The organism is Methylobacterium ajmalii, assembly GCF_016613415.1.
GTDB lineage: Bacteria > Pseudomonadota > Alphaproteobacteria > Rhizobiales > Beijerinckiaceae > Methylobacterium > Methylobacterium ajmalii.
In genome coordinates, this window is the sequence record NZ_JACWCT010000117.1 from 1 (window position 1) to 19,075 (window position 19,075).

18 protein-coding genes and 1 pseudogene are annotated in these 19,075 nt (G+C 72.1%); 13 read left to right on the forward strand and 6 right to left on the reverse strand.

Features of this window, described 5'->3' with window-relative positions; translation table 11 throughout:
• The 4 genes and pseudogenes from HPY23_RS21695 to serS form a co-directional block, all read right to left on the reverse strand.
• Positions 1–294, reverse strand: a pseudogene (locus HPY23_RS21695) (peptidase M23); the annotation flags it as partial.
• 128 nt (positions 295–422) lie between these two features.
• Positions 423–1,127, reverse strand: a complete 705-nt coding sequence (locus HPY23_RS21700) for a protein-L-isoaspartate O-methyltransferase family protein (protein WP_091888692.1) — start codon at positions 1,125–1,127, stop codon at positions 423–425.
• Positions 1,124–1,885, reverse strand: a complete 762-nt coding sequence (gene surE, locus HPY23_RS21705) for a 5'/3'-nucleotidase SurE (protein WP_060846546.1) — start codon at positions 1,883–1,885, stop codon at positions 1,124–1,126. The genes HPY23_RS21700 and surE overlap by 4 nt, the downstream gene beginning before the upstream one ends.
• On the reverse strand, positions 1,885–3,201 hold the full coding sequence (gene serS, locus HPY23_RS21710) for a serine--tRNA ligase (protein ID WP_091888694.1): 1,317 nt from the start codon (positions 3,199–3,201) through the stop codon (positions 1,885–1,887). Before serS ends, surE begins: the two co-directional genes overlap by 1 nt.
• Positions 3,202–3,623: 422 nt before the next feature.
• Here serS and argS point away from each other — a divergent pair, with 422 nt between their 5' ends.
• The 8 genes from argS (at position 3,624) to tatC (ending at position 11,741) form a co-directional block, all read left to right on the forward strand.
• On the forward strand, positions 3,624–5,381 hold the full coding sequence (gene argS, locus HPY23_RS21715; protein WP_091888697.1) for an arginine--tRNA ligase: 1,758 nt from the start codon (positions 3,624–3,626) through the stop codon (positions 5,379–5,381).
• 184 nt (positions 5,382–5,565) lie between these two features.
• The gene (locus HPY23_RS21720; RefSeq protein ID WP_091888699.1) at positions 5,566–6,927 is read left to right on the forward strand and encodes an SPOR domain-containing protein; all 1,362 of its coding nucleotides are present in this window, start codon (positions 5,566–5,568) and stop codon (positions 6,925–6,927) included.
• Positions 6,928–7,164: 237 nt separating this feature from the next.
• Positions 7,165–8,178: a beta-N-acetylhexosaminidase gene (gene nagZ / locus HPY23_RS21725; protein ID WP_091888701.1), complete on the forward strand. Its 1,014-nt coding sequence runs from the start codon at positions 7,165–7,167 to the stop codon at positions 8,176–8,178.
• Between the two features lie 12 nt (positions 8,179–8,190).
• Positions 8,191–8,970, forward strand: a complete 780-nt coding sequence (locus tag HPY23_RS21730) for a segregation and condensation protein A (RefSeq protein WP_091888703.1) — start codon at positions 8,191–8,193, stop codon at positions 8,968–8,970.
• Positions 8,967–9,614, forward strand: a complete 648-nt coding sequence (gene scpB / locus HPY23_RS21735; RefSeq protein WP_060846540.1) for an SMC-Scp complex subunit ScpB — start codon at positions 8,967–8,969, stop codon at positions 9,612–9,614. Before HPY23_RS21730 ends, scpB begins: the two co-directional genes overlap by 4 nt.
• Before the next feature lie 209 nt (positions 9,615–9,823).
• A complete protein-coding gene (locus HPY23_RS33225; RefSeq protein ID WP_082742446.1) occupies positions 9,824–10,150 on the forward strand; it encodes a twin-arginine translocase TatA/TatE family subunit in 327 nt (108 codons plus the stop codon).
• Positions 10,151–10,359: 209 nt separating this feature from the next.
• Entirely contained in the window at positions 10,360–10,944 is a 585-nt protein-coding gene (gene tatB, locus HPY23_RS21745) for a Sec-independent protein translocase protein TatB (protein ID WP_091888705.1), read from the forward strand.
• Positions 10,941–11,741: a twin-arginine translocase subunit TatC gene (tatC, locus tag HPY23_RS21750; RefSeq protein ID WP_060846538.1), complete on the forward strand. Its 801-nt coding sequence runs from the start codon at positions 10,941–10,943 to the stop codon at positions 11,739–11,741. Before tatB ends, tatC begins: the two co-directional genes overlap by 4 nt.
• 64 nt (positions 11,742–11,805) lie before the next feature.
• Here the strand turns inward: tatC and HPY23_RS21755 are convergent, their stop codons facing one another.
• Positions 11,806–12,681 carry an ATP-binding protein gene (locus tag HPY23_RS21755; protein WP_091888707.1) on the reverse strand — a complete coding sequence of 292 codons (876 nt, stop codon included), beginning with the start codon at positions 12,679–12,681 and terminating at the stop codon, positions 11,806–11,808.
• Positions 12,682–12,894: 213 nt separating this feature from the next.
• Between HPY23_RS21755 and yajC the strand changes: the two genes are divergently transcribed.
• The 5 genes from yajC (at position 12,895) to HPY23_RS21780 (ending at position 17,234) form a co-directional block, all read left to right on the forward strand.
• Positions 12,895–13,224, forward strand: coding sequence for a preprotein translocase subunit YajC (gene yajC, locus HPY23_RS21760; protein ID WP_048425523.1), 330 nt, complete (start codon positions 12,895–12,897; stop codon positions 13,222–13,224).
• An 88-nt stretch (positions 13,225–13,312) separates the two neighbouring features.
• Positions 13,313–14,920: a protein translocase subunit SecD gene (gene secD / locus HPY23_RS21765; protein WP_060846536.1), complete on the forward strand. Its 1,608-nt coding sequence runs from the start codon at positions 13,313–13,315 to the stop codon at positions 14,918–14,920.
• Between the two features lie 91 nt (positions 14,921–15,011).
• A complete protein-coding gene (secF, locus tag HPY23_RS21770) occupies positions 15,012–15,956 on the forward strand; it encodes a protein translocase subunit SecF (protein ID WP_060846535.1) in 945 nt (314 codons plus the stop codon).
• Complete coding sequence (locus HPY23_RS21775) at positions 15,956–16,360, forward strand: Mth938-like domain-containing protein (RefSeq protein ID WP_060846534.1); 405 nt, start codon at positions 15,956–15,958, stop codon at positions 16,358–16,360. Before secF ends, HPY23_RS21775 begins: the two co-directional genes overlap by 1 nt.
• A gap of 7 nt (positions 16,361–16,367) precedes the next feature.
• Positions 16,368–17,234, forward strand: a complete 867-nt coding sequence (locus HPY23_RS21780; protein WP_091888709.1) for a phytoene/squalene synthase family protein — start codon at positions 16,368–16,370, stop codon at positions 17,232–17,234.
• Positions 17,235–17,456: 222 nt separating this feature from the next.
• Here the strand turns inward: HPY23_RS21780 and trmFO are convergent, their stop codons facing one another.
• The gene (trmFO, locus tag HPY23_RS21785) at positions 17,457–18,902 is read right to left on the reverse strand and encodes a methylenetetrahydrofolate--tRNA-(uracil(54)-C(5))-methyltransferase (FADH(2)-oxidizing) TrmFO (protein WP_091888711.1); all 1,446 of its coding nucleotides are present in this window, start codon (positions 18,900–18,902) and stop codon (positions 17,457–17,459) included.
• Positions 18,903–19,075: the final 173 nt, after the last annotated feature.

The window sequence follows — 19,075 nt, forward strand, 5'->3', positions numbered from 1 at the left end:
GGGCGTCAGCACCGGGGCGGCGGCGAGCGGCCGGCTCGTGACCGGCGGGGCCAGCGGCGCCGCGAGCGGCCGCGACTGGATCGGCGCCGAGCGCACCGGCGCCGTCAGCGCCTCACCCTCGGGCAGGCTGCCGGTGGCCCCGGGTTCCCCGCTGGCGCTCGATGAGAACGGGTTCGAGAACGGATCGAGCCGCACCGCATCGGTGCTGCAGGCCGCCGTGGCGCCCCCGATCAGCCCGATGAGGGCGAAGCGCGACAGTGTCCGCATCCCCTTGCCTGTCCCGCGATCCCGCATCGACGCACCCGTACATCCACGCAACCCTATGACCGGGATTCAAACAGGATTCAGGTTAAGCTTCCGTTGCGGGGCGGTGTTTCGGGCTCACCAAGCGGGGCGGCGGCGGGAACGGACGCGGCAGCGCGTCAGAGCGCCGCCGCGAGGCCGGGCGTCAGCGGGCCGATGCGCAACGGCGTCTCGCGCACCTGCCGCCACGGACCGTCGGCCTCCTGGGCGATGGCGACGAGCCGCGGCCCCGCCGGCGTGGTGAGGGCCCCGACGAGGCGCCCGCCGGGGTTCAGCCGCGCCAGCAGTCCCTCGGGCAGGTCGCGCAGCGTGCCGTTGACGAGGATCCGGTCGAACCCGCCGGCCTCGTCCGGCGGCGCGTATCCGTCGGCCAGCGCCACCATCGCGGCGTCGAAGCCGAGCGCGTCGAGGCGCGAGCGGGCGTTGCGGGCGAGCGTCGCGTAGCGCTCCAGGCTGACCACCTCGGCGGCGCCGAGGCGCAGCAGCAGGGCGGTGGCGTAGCCCGAGCCGGTGCCGATCTCGAGCACCCGGGCCCCCTGCGGGGTGAGCGCCGCCAGCATCGTGGCGATGACGCTCGGCGCCGTCATGGTCTGGCCGCAGGGAAGCGGCAGCGCGAGGTCGCGTCGGGCGAGGTCGCGGAAGGCCAGGGGGGCGAAGGCCTCCCGCGGCACCCGTTCCATCGCGCCGAGCACCGCGGCGTCGCGCACGCCGCGGGCCCTGAGACCCAGCACGAAGGCTGCGGTCTCGACCGCGCCGGCCGAGGCCTCGCCCGGCTCCCTGACCGATTCCGTCCCGGGTTCGCCGTCCGACGGCCCGGCGCTCACGCGAGGGCCTGGGCGTAGCGCGTCAGCGTCGGCTCGTCGGTGAGGTCGAGGCGCAGCGGCGTCACCGAGATGAATCCGTCGGCGATCGCCTTTAGGTCGGTGCCGTGGCCCGGCTCGAACCGCGCCTTGGCGAAGGCGAGCCAGAAATACGGGTTGCCGCGCCCGTCCATCCGCGCGTCGATCGAGAGCAGCGCCTGGTTGCGCACCCCTTGTGCCGCTACCGCGAGGCCCTTGACGTCGTCGGGCTCGCAATCAGGAAAGTTGACGTTGACCAGGATGCCGGGCTCGATCCCGACGTCGAGGATGCGCCGGACCGTCGCCGCGCCGTGCTGGGCGGCGGTGTGCCACTTCACGTTGGCCCGCCCGCCGATGCCGTAGGCCTGGCTCAGCGCGATCGCCTTCACGCCGAGGATCGTCGCCTCCATGGCGCCCGCGATGGTGCCCGAGTAGGTCACGTCCTCGGCGACGTTCTGACCGCGGTTGACGCCGGACAGCACCAGGTCGGGCCCGTGGTCCTTCAGGATGTGGCGGATGCCCATGATGATGCAGTCGGAGGGCGTGCCCTTCACCGCGAAGCGCTTCTCGCCGGCCTGGCGCAGGCGCAGCGGATCGTTGAGCGAGAGAGAGTGCGACACGCCGCTCTGGTCGGTCTCCGGCGCGACCACCCAGACGTCGTCCGAGAGCTGCCCGGCGATCTCCTCCAGGCAGCGCAGGCCCGGCGCGTGGATGCCGTCGTCGTTGGTGACGAGAATGCGCATCACCGATGTCCTTCGATGCGGTTGAGGCCGCCCATGTAGGGCACGAGGGCCGACGGGATGGTGATGCTGCCGTCGGGGTTCTGGTAGTTCTCCATCACGGCGATGAGCGCGCGGCCGACCGCGACGCCCGAGCCGTTGAGGGTGTGGACGTAAGCCACGCCCTTGCCCTCCTTGGGGCGGTAGCGCGCCTCCATCCGGCGGGCCTGGAAGTCGCCGCAGACCGAGCAGGACGAGATCTCGCGATAGGTCTTCTGGCCCGGCAGCCAGGCCTCGATGTCGTAGGTCTTGGCGGCGGCGAAGCCCATGTCGCCGGTGCAGAGCGTGACGACCCGAAACGGAATGTCGAGACGCTTCAGCACGGCCTCGGCGCAGGCCAGCATCCGCTCGTGCTCCTCGGTCGAGCGCTCGGGCGCGGTGACCGAGACGAGCTCGACCTTGCTGAACTGGTGCTGGCGCAGCATGCCGCGGGTGTCGCGCCCCGCCGCCCCGGCCTCGGCCCGGAAGCAGGGGGTCAGCGCGGTGAAGCGGAGCGGCAGCTCGTCCTCGGCGAGGATCGCTTCGCGCACGAGGTTGGTGAGCGGCACCTCGGCGGTCGGGATCAGCCAGCGGTTCGGCGCGCCGCTCTCCTGGGCGATCTCGGGAGAGCCCTGGATCGCCGCGAACTGGTCGTCGCGGAACTTCGGCAGCTGGGCGGTGCCGAACATCGCCTCGTCGCGCACGAGCAACGGCGGCACCACCTCGGTGTAGCCGTGCTCGCCGGTGTGCAGGTCGAGCATGAACTGGCCGAGCGCCCGCTCCAGCCGGGCGATCTGGCCCTTCAGCACCACGAAGCGCGAGCCGGAGAGCTTCGCCGCGGTCTCGAAGTCCATCAGGCCCATGGCCTCGCCGAGCTCGAAATGCTGGCGGCCTTCTTGCGCGAGGCCGCGGCCCTCGAACCGGTTCTTCTCGACGTTGTCGTGCTCGTCGCGGCCCTCCGGCACGTCGGCGCCCGGGAGGTTGGGGATCGCCGCCAGGCGCTCGGCGAGCGCCTTGCCCGCCGCGTCGGCGGCGGCGTCGAGGCCCGGCGCCTCCTCCTTGAGGCGGGCGACCTCGGCCATCAGCGCCTGGGCGCGAGCCTCGTCCTTCGCCTTCTTGGCCGCGCCGATCTCCTTCGACAGGGCGTTGCGCTTCTCCTGGGCCCCCTGCGCCGCCGAGATCGCCGCCTTGCGCGCGTCGTCGAGGCCGATCAGGGCGGTGGAGAGCGGCTCCAGCCCGCGGCGCGCCAGTCCCTTGTCGAAGGCGGCCGGGTTGTCGCGGATGGCCCGGATGTCGTGCATGGCGCGGTCCGAATCGTTGTCTCTACAGGGCCGGCGAATCCGGCCGGTGACGCCAGGACGCTTTGCAGCATCGGCTACGCGGCGACAAGGGAGAGAACAGGGATGAACGGCAGGCCTCGCGGTCGGTCGCGGCTCGCTCCTGAAATCCAATTCCTTGAAAAGGCGTGCATTTTCCCCTCTCCCTTGTGGGGAGGGGACAGGGGTGGGGGTGGTGCCGGAGAAGGCTCGCGCTCCACGCGGCACCACCCCCAACCCCTAGCCCCTCCCCCCAAGGGGGAGGGGAAGCGCTATGCTTTCATATCGATGAGGTGGTCCCCGCCTGCCCCGCTTGCCGCCGCCCGCCCCGGCGTGAGAAGAGCCCCCCGTGCAGGCTGGGGCCCCTTCGTCCCGGCCGGCCCGAACTTTGCAGAACTGGTCAACGCATGAACATCTTCGCCGCCTTCGAGGCCCGCATCGGCGAGGCGCTCGAGACGCTCACCCGCGCCGGCACCCTGCCGGAGGGGCTGGACCGCGCCCGCGTGGTGGTCGAGCCGCCGCGCGATCCGAGCCACGGCGACCTCGCCACCAACGCCGCCCTGGTACTGGCCAAGGAGGCCCGCACCAACCCGAAGGCGCTCGCCGAGGCGCTGGCCGCCGACCTGCGCACCGACCCCCGCGTTACGGAAGCCAGCGTCGCCGGGCCGGGCTTCATCAACCTGCGGCTCGACCCCGCGCTCTACGGCGAGGTGGTGCGGGCGGCGCTCCGCGACGGCGACGCCTACGGCCGCGGCGCCAAGGTGCCGGGCGGGGTCAACGTCGAGTACGTCTCGGCCAACCCGACCGGGCCGATGCATGTCGGCCACGGCCGCGGCGCGGTGTTCGGCGACGCGCTGGCGAACCTCCTCGTCGCCGCCGGCCGCGACGTGACCCGCGAGTACTACATCAACGATGCCGGCGCCCAGGTCGACGTGCTCGCCCGCTCGGCCTTCCTGCGCTACCGCGAAGCACTCGGCGAGACGGTGACGATCCCCGAGGGCCTCTATCCGGGCGACTACCTCGTGCCGGTCGGCGAGGCACTGAAGGCGCAGTACGGCGGGACGCTGCGCGACAAGCCCGAATCCGAGTGGCTGCCGCTGGTGCGCGACTTCGCCATCTCCCGGATGATGGACCGGATCCGCGAGGACCTGGCGGCCATCGGCATCCACCACGACGTGTTCTTCTCCGAGCGCACGCTCCAGGGCGGGGGCAACGGCGGCGCCGTGGCGGCGCTGATCGCCGACCTGCGCGAGAAGGGCCTCGTCTACGAGGGCCGGCTGCCCCCGCCCAAGGGCCAGCTGCCGGAGGATTGGGAGGACCGCGAGCAGACGCTGTTTCGTGCCACCGCCTTCGGCGACGACATCGACCGGCCGCTGCTGAAGTCGGACGGCAGCTTCACCTACTTCGCCTCGGACATCGCCTATCACCGCTCCAAGGTCGAGCGCGGCGCCGTCGAGCTGATCGACGTGCTCGGCGCCGACCATGGCGGCTACGTCAAGCGCATGCAGGCGGCCGTGAAGGCGGTCTCGGACGGACGCGCGGCGCTCGACGTCAAGCTGTGCCAGCTCGTGCGCCTGCTGCGCGGTGGCGAGCCGGTGAAGATGTCGAAGCGGGCGGGCGAGTTCGTCACCCTGCGCGAGGTGATCGACGAGGTCGGCCGCGACCCCGTGCGGTTCATGATGCTGTACCGGAAGAACGACGCCGCCCTCGATTTCGACCTCGCCAAGGTGGTCGAGCAGTCGAAGGACAACCCGGTCTTCTACGTTCAGTACGCGCATGCCCGCGCCGCCTCGGTGTTCCGCCAGGCCCGCGAGGCCTTTCCCGACCTCGACCTCTCGCCGGCCGCGCTGGCGCGGGCCGACCTGTCGGGCCTGACCGATTCGGGCGAGCTCGACATGATGCGCCTGATCGCCCAGGTGCCCCGGGTGATCGAGGCGGCGGCCGCCGCCCACGAGCCGCATCGCCTCGCCTTCCACCTCTACGAGCTGGCCAGCGCGTTCCATAGTTTCTGGAACAAGGGCAAAGACTTGCCGCAATTACGGTTTGTTAATCAAACCGACAGAAAGTCCACGGAGGCGAGGCTGGCCCTCGTCGCCGCCCTCAAGGGCGTGGTCGCGTCCAATCTCGGGATCCTCGGCGTCGGTGCACCCGACGAGATGCGCTGAGGCTCGGCGCCGGGATCGGCGCGCGACCGGACGCCGCGGGATGCGCAAAGGCGCGTGCCGCGGCGGGACGCGAGCGATGGGATCTGCCGGCCGCCCTCCCCATATCGGGGTGGGCGGCCGATGTCGCCGAGCCGGCCTGACAACAGCCGCGAGGTGACGCGAGGGCGAACAGGATGGTGCTGCCATGACGTCGAATGCTTCCCGGGTTCCCGTCGATTACGACGGCTTCGAGCACGATCGGCAGCCGGCTCCCGCCCAGACGGGTGCGCGGCCCGACCCGCTCGCCGAGCTCGCCCGCATCGTCGGCCAGGACGATCCGTTCCGCGCGCTGCTGGAGGCCAAGGAAGCCAAGGAGGCGACCCGCGCCGCGGAAAGCCGCGGCCGCGTCGAGCCGGTGATGCCGAACTACGGCGAGGCGGGCTTCTCCGCGCCCGACGGTGCCCTCGCCCCCGGCCGCTCCGAGCCCACGATGGGGGGGCCGTCGCATCCTCCGGCCGGCGCCTTCAACCAGTATCTCGCGGCGTCCGAGCACGAGGCCGTCGCCGATCCGGCACCGATGGCCGTCGAGGCGGAGCCCGGTCTCGCCGCCGAGCCGCGGCCCCGCGGCCGCCGGCGCATCGCCCTGGTGGGCACCGCGCTCGGCATCGTCGCCGCGTCGATCGGCGGCGCCCTGACCTGGAAGGCGTTCCACCACGGCCGTTCCGGCGCGCCGATCCTGGTCATGGCCGATCAGGCGCCGCTCAAGGTCGCGCCGCAGAATGCCGGCGGCGTCGAGATCCCCGACCAGAACAAGCAGATCTACGAGCGCGGCCCGATCGCCAAGGACGGGCAGATCCGCATCGTCAACCGCGAGGAGCAGCCCCTCGACGTGAAGCAGGCGGCCCGCGCCCTCGTGGCCGAGGCCGGCCCCGCCGCCTCGCCCGCCACCCCCGGCAACGCGCTCACCGAATCCCTCGGCGAGCCGCGCCGGGTGCGCACCGTCTCGGTGCGGCCCGAGCCGTCGCCGGCCGAGGCGCAGCGCGCCGCGCAGGAAGCCCAGCAGAAGGCCGCGCAGGCGCAAGGCGCCGCCGCCTCGCCGATCCCGACCATGACCCTGCCGACCGAGGCGACCGGCTCGACCCCGGCCGCGGCGCCCGTCACGCCGCGCAGCAGCGCGCGGGTCGTGCCGATCGCGCCCCAGACCCCGGCGGCCGCGGCGGAGACCCCGGCGCCCGAGACCCCGGTGCAGAGGCCGCCCCAGCGCGTCGCCTCCGCCGAGCCGCCGGTCACCACGCAGGCGGTGCCGACGCCGCAGGCGCCGGTCGGCGGCTTCTCGGTGCAGCTCTCGGTGCGCGCCACCGAGAAGGAGGCCGAGGTCGCGTTCAAGCAGGCCCGCGAGCGCTACGCCGCCGTCCTCGGCAACCAGTCGCCGCTGATCCGCCAGGCCGAGGTCAACGGCAAGTCGATCTACCGCGTCCGCGTCGGGCCGATGTCGAAGGAGAGCGCCGACGGCCTGTGCGGCAAGCTCAAGTCGGCCGGCGCGGCCTGCTTCGTGGCCAAGAACTAGTTTTCTCGGCCACCGGGTTTCTTGTTCGCCCGAGCCGGACTCCGTCGAAGCGAGGCTGCCTCGCCTCCGTCGGGCTTCCGGAAACCCTGCCGCTGTGGCGCCGTGCCGACAGTCCCGCACCGGCCGGACGCGCTAGAAACCGACCCCTCGAATCTGCCGGTCCGCCCGTCGGCGTCCATGCGCCGGGGCGGGGTGGCGTCCCCGTTCCAGCCCCCGAACCGACGAGAGTCGCCGTCGATGACGAGCCTTGCCCTGATCCTCGGCTGCGCCGGCCCGGTCCTGAGCGCCGACGAGGCCGCCTTCTTCCGCGCGGCGCAGCCCTGGGGCTTCATCCTGTTCAAGCGCAACATCGAGAGCCCTGAGCAGGTCCGCGCCCTCACGGAGGCGCTTCGCGAGACCGTCGGCCGGGCCGACGCCCCGGTCCTGATCGACCAGGAAGGCGGGCGGGTGCAGCGCATGACCCGGCCGCACTGGAACGCCTATCCGGCCGGCCGGACCTACCTGCGCGCCGGCGGACCCGAGAACGGCCCGGCGCTCGCGCATCTCGGCGCCCGCCTGATGGCGCACGACCTCGCGGCGGTCGGCATCAACGTCGATTGCGCCCCCGTACTCGACGTGCCGGTGCCGGGCGCCCACGACGTCATCGGCGACCGGGCCTACGGCACCGAGCCGGGCGTGGTGGCGGCCTTCGGCCGCGCGGTGGCCGAGGGCCTGATGGCCGGCGGCGTGCTGCCGGTGATGAAGCACGTGCCCGGCCACGGCCGCGCCGGCGCCGACAGTCACCACGCGCTGCCGGTGGTCGAGGCGAGCCTGGCCGAGCTCGACGCGCACGACTTCCAGCCGTTCCGAGCGCTCGCCGATCTGCCGATGGCGATGTCGGCCCACGTCGTGTTCCGCGCCCTCGACCCGGAGAACCCCGCGACCACCTCCGCGACGGTGATCCGCGAGATCGTGCGCGGCCGTATCGGGTTCGACGGCCTGCTGATGACCGACGACCTGTCGATGAACGCGCTCGCCGGCGGCTTTCGTGACCGCGCCGCCGCCGCCTTCCGGGCCGGCTGCGACGTCGGCCTGCACTGCAACGGCGTGCGGGCTGAGATGGAGGAGGTCGTGGCCGCAGCACCCATCCTCGCCGGCGAGGCCCTGCGCCGGGCCGAGGCCGCCCTGGCGCGGCTCACCCCCGACACGGCGTCCTTCGACCCCGCCGAGGCCCGCGCCCGCCTCGATGCCGGGCTCGCCGCCGCGGCCTGACGGGACGCGGCGATGCGGCGGGACGAGGCCGCGCGGGAGATCGACGAGGACGCGCCCGAGGGCGCGGCCTTCGTGGTCGACGTCGACGGCTTCGAGGGCCCCCTCGACCTGCTGCTGGAACTCGCCCGCCGCCAGAAGGTCGATCTCGCCCGGATCTCGATCCTGGCCCTGGTCGAGCAGTACCTCGCCTTCATCGACGAGGCGCGGCGCCTGCGGCTCGAGCTGGCGGCGGACTACCTGGTGATGGCGGCCTGGCTCGCCTACCTCAAGTCGCGTCTGCTGCTGCCCGCTCCGCCCCGCGGCCCCGAGCCCGCAGGCAGCGACCTCGCCGAGGCGCTGGCCGTGCGGCTGCGCCGCCTCGAAGCCATCCGGGCCGCCGCCTTGATGCTGTCGCAGCGCGAGCAGCTCGGCCGCGACGTGTTCGGCCGCGCCGCCGCCCCGCCGGAGCCCGCGGCGGGGGAGGGGGGAGCCTTCGCCGTCACCCTGCACGACCTGATCGCCGCCTATGCCCGCCAGTGCCAGGAGCGGGCCCGCGCGCAGGTCACCTTGCCGCCCCGCAACGTCTGGTCGCTGATCGACGCCCGCACCGCTCTGGAGCGCCTGGTCGGCCCCTGGGACGACTGGACCGACCTCGATTCCTGCCTGTCCCAGTACCTCGCCGACCCGAAGAGCCGCGCCACCGTGCGCGCCTCCTCGCTCTCGGCGGTGCTGGAGCTCGCCCGCGAGGGCCGGCTGCTGCTGCGCCAGGACGCCCCCTACGCGGCGATCCAGATCCGCCCGGCCGGCCCGTGAGCGCGAAACTCTCCCGCACGCCCGAGCCGCCCGTCCCCCCGTATGTCGTGCGCCTCGCCGAGGCGCTGATCTTCAGCGCGCCGGCGCCGCTCGGGCCGGCCGCGCTCGCCGCCCGGCTGCCGCCCGGCACCGACGTGCCGGCGGTCGTCGCCGAGATCGCCCGGGCCTACGGATCCCGGGGCCTGACCCTCGTCCGGGTGGCCGGCGGCTACGCCTTCCGCACCGCGCCCGACCTCGCCGGGGCCCTGCGGGGCGACGCGCCCGAGCCGCGCAAGCTGTCGCGGGCCGCGCTCGAGACCCTGGCGATCGTCGCCTACCACCAGCCGGTGACCCGGGCCGAGATCGAGGAGATCCGCGGCGTCACCACCTCGAAGGGCTCTCTCGACCTCCTCCTCGAGACCGGCTGGGTGCGCCTGCGCGGTCGCCGCCGCACGCCGGGCCGGCCGGTGACCTACGGCACCACCCCGGCCTTCCTCGACCATTTCGGCCTCGATGCCGTCTCCGACCTGCCGGGGCTCGACGAGCTGAAGGGCCTCGGCCTGATCGAGGGGCGGTTGCCGGCGGGATTCCGGGTGCCCCAGCCCGGCGACGGCGCCGATCCCGACGACGATCCGCCGCCCGGCGAGGGCGAGCCGAGCGGGTAGATTCCCCGACGCGGCATTCCGGTGCTCTCTGAGGAAGCGCCGGAGGAAACGCTTGTTTTCGCCTCCTGGCGTCCTTAGGTTCCGGCCGGACCGCGCGCTCGGCTCAGCCGGTGCGGCGACGATGAGCGTGCGGGATCAGAGGTTTGGGGCGTCCGCGAACGCCCCGTGACGAGTGCGGCAGCGAAACTGACGCTGCGCGGGAGAGAACCATGGGCGGCGCGAGTATCTGGCACTGGATCGTCGTCGGCGTGATCATCATGCTGCTGTTCGGACGCGGCAAGGTGTCCGACCTGATGGGCGACGTCGCCAAGGGCATCAAGGCGTTCAAGAAGGGCATGGCCGACGACGAGCAGGCCCCGACCACGACCGCGCAGGTGCCACACGCCCAGGTGCCGCCGGTCCAGGTGCCGCCCCCGGTCGTGCACCCCGCCCCGGTGCAGCCGGTCCACGCGCCGACCGCGGCGCCGCACACCGTGCCGACCGCCCAGATGCCGCCGCTCACCCCCCAGCCGAACACCGACCACAAGGTCGGCTGAGCCGCCGCCGTCGCGGAGGGGTGCGCGCGGCCCGGCCCGCCGCCCGTCCGCGTCGAAGATCGAAGGCCGGCGCAGGACCGCCCGCGGGCCCCGCCTCTCAACCGGAACCTGCGCGGCGCCGACTGGCGCCGGCGCCGCGGCGTGCTAGACAGCCCGCGCGGGGCGCCCGCCCGAGAGTCGCGCCGCGCGAGTAGCAGGGCCGTCACGCCATGTTCGATATGAGTTGGGGCGAGGTGATGCTGATCGGCGGCGTCGCGCTCGTCGTCATCGGCCCCAAGGACCTGCCCAGGGCTCTGCGCACCGTCGGCCAGGTCACCGGCCGCCTCAAGCGCATGGCCGGCGAGTTCCAGAGCCAGTTCAGCGAGGCGATGCGCGAGGCCGAGCTCGACGACGTCCGCCGCGAGGTCGAGGGCATCAACCGCAGCGTCGCCTCGGCGACGGCGACGGGATTCAACCCGGTCCAGACCATCCGCAACGAGATCAAGGGCGCGGTCGACGGCACGGCGGCCTACAAGCCGGCGACCCAGGCGTTGCCGGGCACCGACCCGCTGGCCGACCCCTATGCCGCGACGATCCCCGAGCCGGCGCCCGTCGACCCGGCCGCGCCGCCGGCCTACCAGGCGCCCGAGCCCGCCGCCGAGAAGCCGACCCACGAGGCCCTGGCCGCCGCGACCGCGCATCTCAAGGCCGATGCCGCCCGGGCGGCGCCGGAGCCGTCATCCTCCGCCACCCCGACGGCGGAGCCATCACCCTCGACTCCTCACGACACCGCCAGCACGGGCCGCAGCGCATGATGACCGAGGCCGATGAAGCCGAGATCGAGGCCTCGCGCGCACCCCTGATCGAGCACCTGATCGAGCTGCGTTCGCGGCTGATCAAGTCGATGCTCGCCTTCGGGGTGATGTTCTTTATCTGCTTCTTCTTCGCGCAGCACATCTACAACGTGCTGGTCTATCCCTACGTGAGCGTGGTCGGGGCCGACAAGGCGCGGCTGATCGCGACCCACTTCCTCGAGCAGGTCTTCACCAACATCAAGCTGAGCGTGTTCGGCGCCGGCTTCCTGTCCTTCCCGGTGGTCGCGACCCAGCTCTACGCCTTCGTGGCGCCGGGCCTCTACCGCAACGAGCGCCGGGCCTTCCTGCCCTACCTCGTCGCCACGCCGATCTTCTTCCTGCTCGGTGCCCTTGTCGTCTATTTCCTGGCGATGCCGCTGCTGATCAAGTTCTCGGTCAGCCTGCAGCAGATCGGCCAGCCCGGCGAGGCCACGATCGAGCTTCTGCCGAAGGTGGACGAGTATCTCTCACTCATCATGACGCTGATCTTCGCCTTCGGCATCGCGTTCCAGTTGCCGGTGATCCTGACCCTGCTGGGCCAGGTCGGCCTGATCGATTCGAAGTTCCTGAAGGAGCGGCGGCGCTACGCGATCGTGCTGGTCTTCGTCGCCGCCGCGGTGTTGACCCCGCCCGACGTGATCAGCCAGCTCTCGCTCGCGATCCCGATGCTGCTCCTCTACGAGGCATCGATCATCTCGGTCCGCGCGATGGAGAAGCGCCGCGAGCGCGAGCGGGCGGCCGAGGAGGCGGGGGGCTGAGCCCCCCCGCCCGGTGCCTGGGCAGCCCCCGGGGCCGCGCGAGCGGCGCCCGGTTCAATGACCCTCAGTCGAGCCGCTGACCCAGCCGCCCGGCGAGGTCCTGGATGTACTGGAACGCCGTGCGGCCCGAGCGCGCGCCGCGGGTGGTCGACCATTCGAGCGCCTCGGCCCGCAATTGCTCGGGGGCGATCGTCAGGCCGTGGCGGGCGACGTAGGCGTCGATCATCGCCAGGTACTCGTCCTGGCTGCACTTGTGGAAGCCGAGCCAGAGGCCGAACCGGTCGGACAGCGAGACCTTCTCCTCCACCGCCTCGCCGGGGTTGATCGCGGTGGAGCGCTCGTTCTCCATCATGTCGCGGGCGAGCAGGTGGCGCCGGTTCGACGTGGCGTAGAAGATCACGTTGTCGGGCCGGCCCTCGATGCCGCCGTCGAGCGCCGCCTTCAGCGACTTGTAGGACGTGTCGTCGCCGTCGAACGACAGGTCGTCGCAGAACACCACGAAGCGGTGCGGATCGGGCCGCAGCCATCCCATCAGAGCGGGCAGGCCCTCGATGTCCTCCCGGTGGATCTCGACGAGCTTGAGCGGCCGCTCCGGCCCGCTCGCGTTGATCTCGGCGTGGACCGCCTTGACGAGCGACGACTTGCCCATGCCGCGGGCGCCCCACAGCAGCGCGTTGTTCGCGGGCAGCCCGCGGGCGAAGCGCGCGGTGTTGTCGAACAGGGTGTCGCGCATCCGGTCGATGCCGCGAAGAAGACCCATCTCGACCCGGTTGACCCGCGGCACCGGCTGCAGCCGCCCCTCGGGCTGCCACACGAACGCGTCGGCCGCCGCGAAATCGGGGGCGGGGATCGCTGGCGGCGCGGCGCGCTCCAGGGCCGCGGCGATGCGCAGCAGCACGGGCATCAGATCGGAGACGGGGGAGGGGGTCTGATCGGTCATCGCGGAGATGCGGGCTCCTTGCGCGGGGGCGGACGAGCGGGTGGCGCCTCATAATCCCAAGGCACCGCGAACGAAAACCCGGCCGGATCGGCCGGGGACGCCCACCACCCCGCCGTTGCTTTCGGGTCGTCCGTGGCTATAGTCCGCGCGCTTTTGCAAGGCCGGCGGGGACCCGCCCGGCCCGTTTTCGTCTTGTTTCGGGAGACCTCGAGAGTGATCACGCCCGCCTTCGCGCAGGGAGCCGGGGCGACCGGCGGCACGGACATCCTCGTGCAGGTCGTCCCCTTCATCCTGATCTTCGTGATCATGTACTTCCTGATCCTGCGCCCGCAGCAGCGCCGCGCCAAGGACCACCAGGACATGGTCAAGAACGTGCGCCGCGGCGACACGGTCGTGACCACCGGCGGCATCGTCGGCCGGGTCGCCAAGGTGACCGAGGCCCCGGAGATCGAGGTCGAGATCGCCCCGAACGTCCAGGTCAAGGTGGTCCGCACCATGATCGCCGAGGTCCGGGCCAAGGGCGAGCCGGTCAAGGCCGCCTGAGCCCGCGCTGACGCTGGGAGAGGCCCGGACAAAAAGGCGCCGGGCCGCCCTATCTGACCTCCATTCGAGACCGGTTGGGACGCCGCGGATGCTCCGTATTTCCACCACGAAGGCCGTCGCGACGCTCGCCGTGATCCTCGTCGGCCTGATGCTCGCCGTGCCGAGCTTCTTCACGGCCGATCAGCGCAGCGGCTTCATCAAGTCCCTGCCGCCCTGGTTCCCGACCTGGATCGTGCCGACCCGTGCCATCGTGCTCGGCCTCGATCTCCAGGGCGGCTCGCAGATCGTGCTGGAGGTCGACCGCAACGACCTCGGCCGTACCATGGCGCAGGGCCTGCGCGACGACGTGCGCCAGGCGCTGCGCGAATCCGGCGTCCAGGCCGACGGCGGCATCCAGCTCCAGCCGCGCGGCGTGCAGCTGCGCGTCGGCGATGCCGCAAATCGCGCCAAGGTGATGCCGAAGCTGCAGGCCCTGTCGCAGCCCGTCACCGACGCCACCCTCGGCCAGACCGGCGCCCGCACCCTCGACGTGCGCGAGGAGCCGAACGGCCTGATCCAGCTCGCCTACACCGATGCGGGCTTCAACGCCCGGACCCGCCGGGCGGTGCAGCAGGCGATCGAGGTGGTGCGCCGCCGCATCGACGTGACCGGCACCACCGAGCCGTCGATCCAGCAGCAGGGCACCGACCGGATCCTGGTCCAGCTTCCCGGCGTGCAGGATCCGCAGCGGATCGAGACCCTGCTGCAGGGCACCGCCAAGCTCGAGTTCCGGCTCCTCGCCGACAGCCCGGCCGGCGACGTCGACATGCTGGTGTCCAAGGACGCCAACGGCCAGAAGGTGCCGGTGGAGCGCCGGGTGCTCGCCGACGGCTCCGATCTGACCGACGCCCAGCCGGGCTTCGACTCGAAGTCGAACGAGCCGATCGTCAACTTCAAGTTCAACCTGCGCGGCGCCCAGCGCTTCGGGCAGGCGACGAGCGAGAATGTCGGCCGCGCGCTCGCCATCGTCCTCGACAACGAGGTCGTGTCGGCGCCCCGCATCCTGCAGCCGATCACCGGCGGCCAGGGCCAGATCTCCGGCCGCTTCACGGTGCAGCAGGCCAACGACCTCTCGATCCTGCTGCGCGCCGGCGCCCTGCCGGCCAAGCTCACCATCATCGAGCGCCGGACCGTCGGCCCGGGCCTCGGCCGCGATTCGATCGAGGCCGGCAAGCACGCCACCATCGTGGCGACGATCCTCGTCGTCGTGCTGATGTTCGCCGCCTACGGCGTGTTCGGCCTCTTCGCCAACATCGCGCTGCTGGTCCATGTGGGCCTGATCCTCGGCCTGATGTCGGTGCTGGAAGCCACCATGACCCTGCCGGGCATCGCCGGCATCGTGCTCACCATCGGCACCGCGGTCGATTCCAACGTGCTGATCTACGAGCGCGTGCGCGAGGAGGTGCGGGCCGGCCGCTCGATCCCGTCGGCGCTGCAGGCCGGCTTCGACCGCGCCTTCGCCACCATCGTCGATTCGAACTCCACCATGGCGATCGCCGCGGTGATCCTGTTCTTCCTCGGCTCTGGCCCGGTGAAGGGCTTCGCGGTGGTGTTCATCCTCGGCATCCTGACCACGGTCATCACCGCCGTGACCCTGACCCGGATGATGATCGCCCTGTGGTACCAGCGCCTGCGGCCCAAGACCCTGCCGATCTGACGTCCTGCCAGCCGGGTGGCCACGAGCCACCCGGCTCATGCGCTGCGCTCCGGGCAAAGGGGCGCGCCGACACACCCTTCCGAGACCGACGATGCGCCTCCTCCGCCTCTGGCCCGACGAATCCCACTTCGACTTCATGCGCCTGCGGCGCCTCAGCTTCCCGCTCTCGGCCTTCATCTCGGTCGCCACGGTGGTGCTGTTCCTGCAGATCGGGCTCAATTTCGGCATCGACTTCAAGGGCGGTACCCTGGTCGAGCTGCGGCCGAAGCCCGGCGTCACCTCCGACGTCGGCGCGGTGCGCCACACCGCCAACGATTTCGGCTTCGGCGAGACCGAGGTCCAGGAGCTCGGCCAGGGCTCGATCTCGGTCCGCTTCCCGCTCCAGGCCGGCGGCGAGACCGGCCAGACCCTGGTGATGCAGAAGGCCCACGCCGCCTTCGACAAGGACTACGCCTTCGACCGCGTCGAGACCGTCGGCCCCCGCGTGTCGGGCGAGCTGGTGCAATCGGGCACGATCGGCGTCGTGCTCTCGGTCGTGGCGGTGCTGCTCTACCTGTGGTTCCGGTTCGAGCGCGAGCTGGCGCTCGGCGCCATCGTCGGCACCCTGCACGACATCGTCATCACGGTCGGGTTGTTCGTGATCACCCGGATCGAGTTCAACATGACCTCGATCGCCGCGATTCTGACGATCGTCGGCTACTCGCTCAACGAGACGGTGGTGGTGTTCGACCGCACCCGCGAGCTGATGCGCCGCTACAAGACCATGCCGACCGAGGAGCTGCTCAACCTCTCGATCAACTCCACCATGTCGCGCACCGTGATGACCGCGATGTCGACCGCCCTGTCGCTGCTCGCGCTGGTGCTGTTCGGCGGCGAGGCGATCAAGGGCTTCTCGGTGGTGATGCTGGCCGGCGTGGTGATCTGCACCTACTCGGCGATCTTCGTCTCGACCCCGTTCCTGATCTATATCGGGCTCCAGGCCGGCGGCCGCTCGCAGGCGCGCGACACGTCCAGCCTGAAGCAGGCGGCCGAGTAGTGGCGGGCGAGGGCGCCTCCGGGTCCGGGCGGCTGCATGACGGCTTCGTCCCGGGCCGCTACCCGATCGACGCCTATGGCGGCGGCGGCTTCCGCTTCGCCGACATGTCGCATCGCGGCTCGATCCTGGCGCTGCCCTCCGGCGTCCGGGCCTGGGACGTGACCGACCCGGACGGGATCACCCCGGAGAGCCTGGCACCCCTCCTGGCCGAGGCCGGCGAGGCCAACCTCCTGCTGCTCGGCACCGGGGCCGAGATCGTGTTCGTGCCCGATTCCCTGCGCCAGCACCTGAAGCAGGCCGGGATCGGCCTCGACGTGATGCAGACCGGCGCGGCGGCGCGGACCTACAACATCCTGATGGCCGAGAACCGCAAGGTCGCGGCCGCCCTGATCGCGGTACCCTGAGCCCATCATGAGCGAGGCCGAGCCCCGGGATCCGGCCTGGGCCTACGCCCATTGCGAGGCGCTGGTCCGCGAGGGCGATCCCGATCGCTGGTACGCCAGCCTCTACGCGCCGGCCGAGAAGCGCCCGCACCTCCATGCGCTCGCCGCCTTCAGCCTGGAGGTGGCACGGGTGCGGGAAGCGGTGTCGAGCCCGATGCCGGGGGAATTGCGCCTGCAATGGTGGCGCGACGCGCTCCAGGGCGAGGCGCGGGGCGATGTCCGCGCGCACCCGGTCGCCGCCGCCCTCGACGATACGCTCGTCAAGGCGCGCCTGCCGCGCCAGCCCCTCGTCGATCTCGTCGATGCCCGGGTCTTCGATCTCTACGACGACCCGGTGCCCTCGACGAACGACCTCGAGGGCTATTGCGGCGAGACCGCCTCCTGCCTCATTCGCCTCGGCAGCCTGATCCTGGCGGACGGCTCGGAGCCCGGGGGCGCCGCCGCCGCGGGCCATGCCGGCGTCGCCTACGCGGTGACCGGGCTGTTGCGGGCGCTGCCCTGGCACGCGCGCAGCGGCCAGGTCTACCTGCCGGCCGACGTGCTGGCCGCTCACGGCGTCACCCGCGAGGACATCGTGGCGGGCCGCGGCGGCCCGGGCCTCGCCGGCGCCTGCGCCGACCTGCGGGCGCTCGCCCGCCGCCACCTCGCCGCCTACGCGGCCGAGCGTCACACGATCGCCGCCGTCGCCGCCCCTGCCTTCCTGCCGGTCGCGATGGTCGAGACCTATCTCGGGGCGATGGAGCGGCCCGGCTACGACCCGCTCTCGACCGTGATCGAGGTGCCGAACTGGCGCCGGATCTGGCGGCTGTGGCGGGCGGCCCGGTCGGTCAAGTAGTGCACGGGTTCGTCCGCCCGGCGACAACTCTCCGGGTCATCCCGGGGCCGCGATGCGGAAGCCGGACTCCATGGTCGCGGACGCGGACCGGCGAAGCGGAGCGCGTTTCGCCTATCCCTGAATTCTCGGCGGTTCCGGATCCCGGGTGCTCGACTTCGCCGAGCCCCGGGACGCCGCGGGGGACAAGAGGGAAGACTGCCCCCAGGGAGATTGCAACCGGGGCTACTCCGCCGCCTCGGCCGGCAGCGGCTCCGGCGCCTCGCCGAGCCATTCGCCGAGCGCCGCCCGGGCGCGGTCGGTCATCGCCCGCTTCTTGGCCTGGGCCTTCTCGGGGCCGCGCAGGCGCTTGCCGTCCGGTGCCTTCGGGGCCCGGTCGAGCGGCGGGAAGAGACCGAAATTGACGTTCATCGGCTGGAATGAGCGTGGCTTGCCGGCGTCCTCGGCGGCGGTCGCATCGTCGGAGATGTGCCCGCCGGTGATGTGGCCGATCAGCGCCCCGAGCGCCGTCGTGACCGGCAGCGGCTCGAGCGAGCGCCCCGCTCGCTCGGCGGCGGCGAAGCGGCCGGCCATCAGGCCGATCGCCGCGCTCTCGACGTAGCCCTCGCAGCCGGTGATCTGGCCGGCGAAGCGAAGGCGCGGCTCGGCCTTGAGCCGCAGGGTCGCGTCGAGGAGGCGCGGGCTGTCGAGGTAGGTGTTGCGGTGCAGGCCGCCGAGCCGGGCGAACTCGGCATTCTCCAGGCCGGGAATCGTGCGGAAGACCCGGACTTGCTCGGCATGGCGCAGCTTCGTCTGGAAGCCAACCATGTTGTAGAGCGTGCCGAGCGCGTTGTCCTGGCGCAGCTGGACGATGGCGTAGGCCTTGACCGTCGGGTTGTGCGGGTTGGTCAGGCCGAAGGGCTTCATCGGGCCGTGGCGCAGGGTCTCGGCCCCGCGCTCGGCCATCACCTCGATCGGCAGGCAGCCGTCGAAATAGGGGGTCGAGGCCTCCCACTCCTTGAACGAGGTCTTCTCGCCGTCGACGAGGGCCTGGATGAAGGCGGCGTATTGCTCGCGGTCGAGCGGGCAGTTGATGTAGTCGGCGCCGGTGCCGCCCGGGCCCGCCTTGTCGTAGCGGGACTGGAACCACGCCTTGCCCATGTCGATCGAGTCGCGGTGCACGATCGGCGCGATGGCGTCGAAGAAGGCGAGCGATTCGGCGCCGGTGAGCCCGCGGATGCCCTCGGCGAGGCCGGGCGCGGTGAGCGGGCCGGTCGCCACGATCACGCTGTCCCAGGAGGCCGGCGGCAGCCCGTCGATCTCCTCGCGGGCGATGGTGACGTTCGGGTGCGCCTCCAGCGCCGCCGTGACCGCGCGGCTGAAGCCCTCGCGGTCGACGGCGAGCGCGCCGCCCGCCGGCACCTGGTGGGCATCGCCGCAGCGCATGATCAGCGAGCCCAGGCGGCGCATCTCCTGGTGCAGCAGCCCGACGGCGTTGAGCGACGCATCGTCGGAGCGGAAGGAGTTGGAGCAGACCAGCTCGGCGAGGCCGTCGGTCTGGTGCGCCTCGGTGCCGCGCAGGGGCCGCATCTCGTGCAGCACCACGGGCAGGCCGGCCTCGGCGATCTGCCAGGCGGCTTCCGAGCCGGCGAGGCCGCCGCCGACGACGTGAATGGGAAGGGATCCGGACATGACGCGGCATATCGGATCGGGCGCCACGGACGCAACACCGCCGATGCGCGGCGAATGGTGGGGCCCGGACAAGCGAACGCCCGCCGGAAGGGGCGGGCGCGCGAGACGATGGTGAGCCGGATGGCTTCGATCGACTTGGGGTACTCGGGTACGCGGTAGCTTAACGGTACGCG

What these genes read in the sequence shown, in the direction of transcription:
- surE (WP_060846546.1), bottom strand. Translation starts at nt 1,885, where the DNA reads ATGCGCATTCTCGTCACCAACGACGACGGCATCCACGCGCCGGGCCTG.
- serS (WP_091888694.1), bottom strand. Translation starts at nt 3,201, where the DNA reads ATGCACGACATCCGGGCCATCCGCGACAACCCGGCCGCCTTCGACAAG.
- argS (WP_091888697.1), top strand. Translation starts at nt 3,624, where the DNA reads ATGAACATCTTCGCCGCCTTCGAGGCCCGCATCGGCGAGGCGCTCGAG.
- HPY23_RS21720 (WP_091888699.1), top strand. Translation starts at nt 5,566, where the DNA reads ATGACGTCGAATGCTTCCCGGGTTCCCGTCGATTACGACGGCTTCGAG.
- nagZ (WP_091888701.1), top strand. Translation starts at nt 7,165, where the DNA reads ATGACGAGCCTTGCCCTGATCCTCGGCTGCGCCGGCCCGGTCCTGAGC.
- HPY23_RS21730 (WP_091888703.1), top strand. Translation starts at nt 8,191, where the DNA reads ATGCGGCGGGACGAGGCCGCGCGGGAGATCGACGAGGACGCGCCCGAG.
- HPY23_RS33225 (WP_082742446.1), top strand. Translation starts at nt 9,824, where the DNA reads ATGGGCGGCGCGAGTATCTGGCACTGGATCGTCGTCGGCGTGATCATC.
- tatB (WP_091888705.1), top strand. Translation starts at nt 10,360, where the DNA reads ATGTTCGATATGAGTTGGGGCGAGGTGATGCTGATCGGCGGCGTCGCG.
- tatC (WP_060846538.1), top strand. Translation starts at nt 10,941, where the DNA reads ATGATGACCGAGGCCGATGAAGCCGAGATCGAGGCCTCGCGCGCACCC.
- HPY23_RS21755 (WP_091888707.1), bottom strand. Translation starts at nt 12,681, where the DNA reads ATGACCGATCAGACCCCCTCCCCCGTCTCCGATCTGATGCCCGTGCTG.
- secD (WP_060846536.1), top strand. Translation starts at nt 13,313, where the DNA reads ATGCTCCGTATTTCCACCACGAAGGCCGTCGCGACGCTCGCCGTGATC.
- secF (WP_060846535.1), top strand. Translation starts at nt 15,012, where the DNA reads ATGCGCCTCCTCCGCCTCTGGCCCGACGAATCCCACTTCGACTTCATG.
- HPY23_RS21780 (WP_091888709.1), top strand. Translation starts at nt 16,368, where the DNA reads ATGAGCGAGGCCGAGCCCCGGGATCCGGCCTGGGCCTACGCCCATTGC.
- trmFO (WP_091888711.1), bottom strand. Translation starts at nt 18,902, where the DNA reads ATGTCCGGATCCCTTCCCATTCACGTCGTCGGCGGCGGCCTCGCCGGC.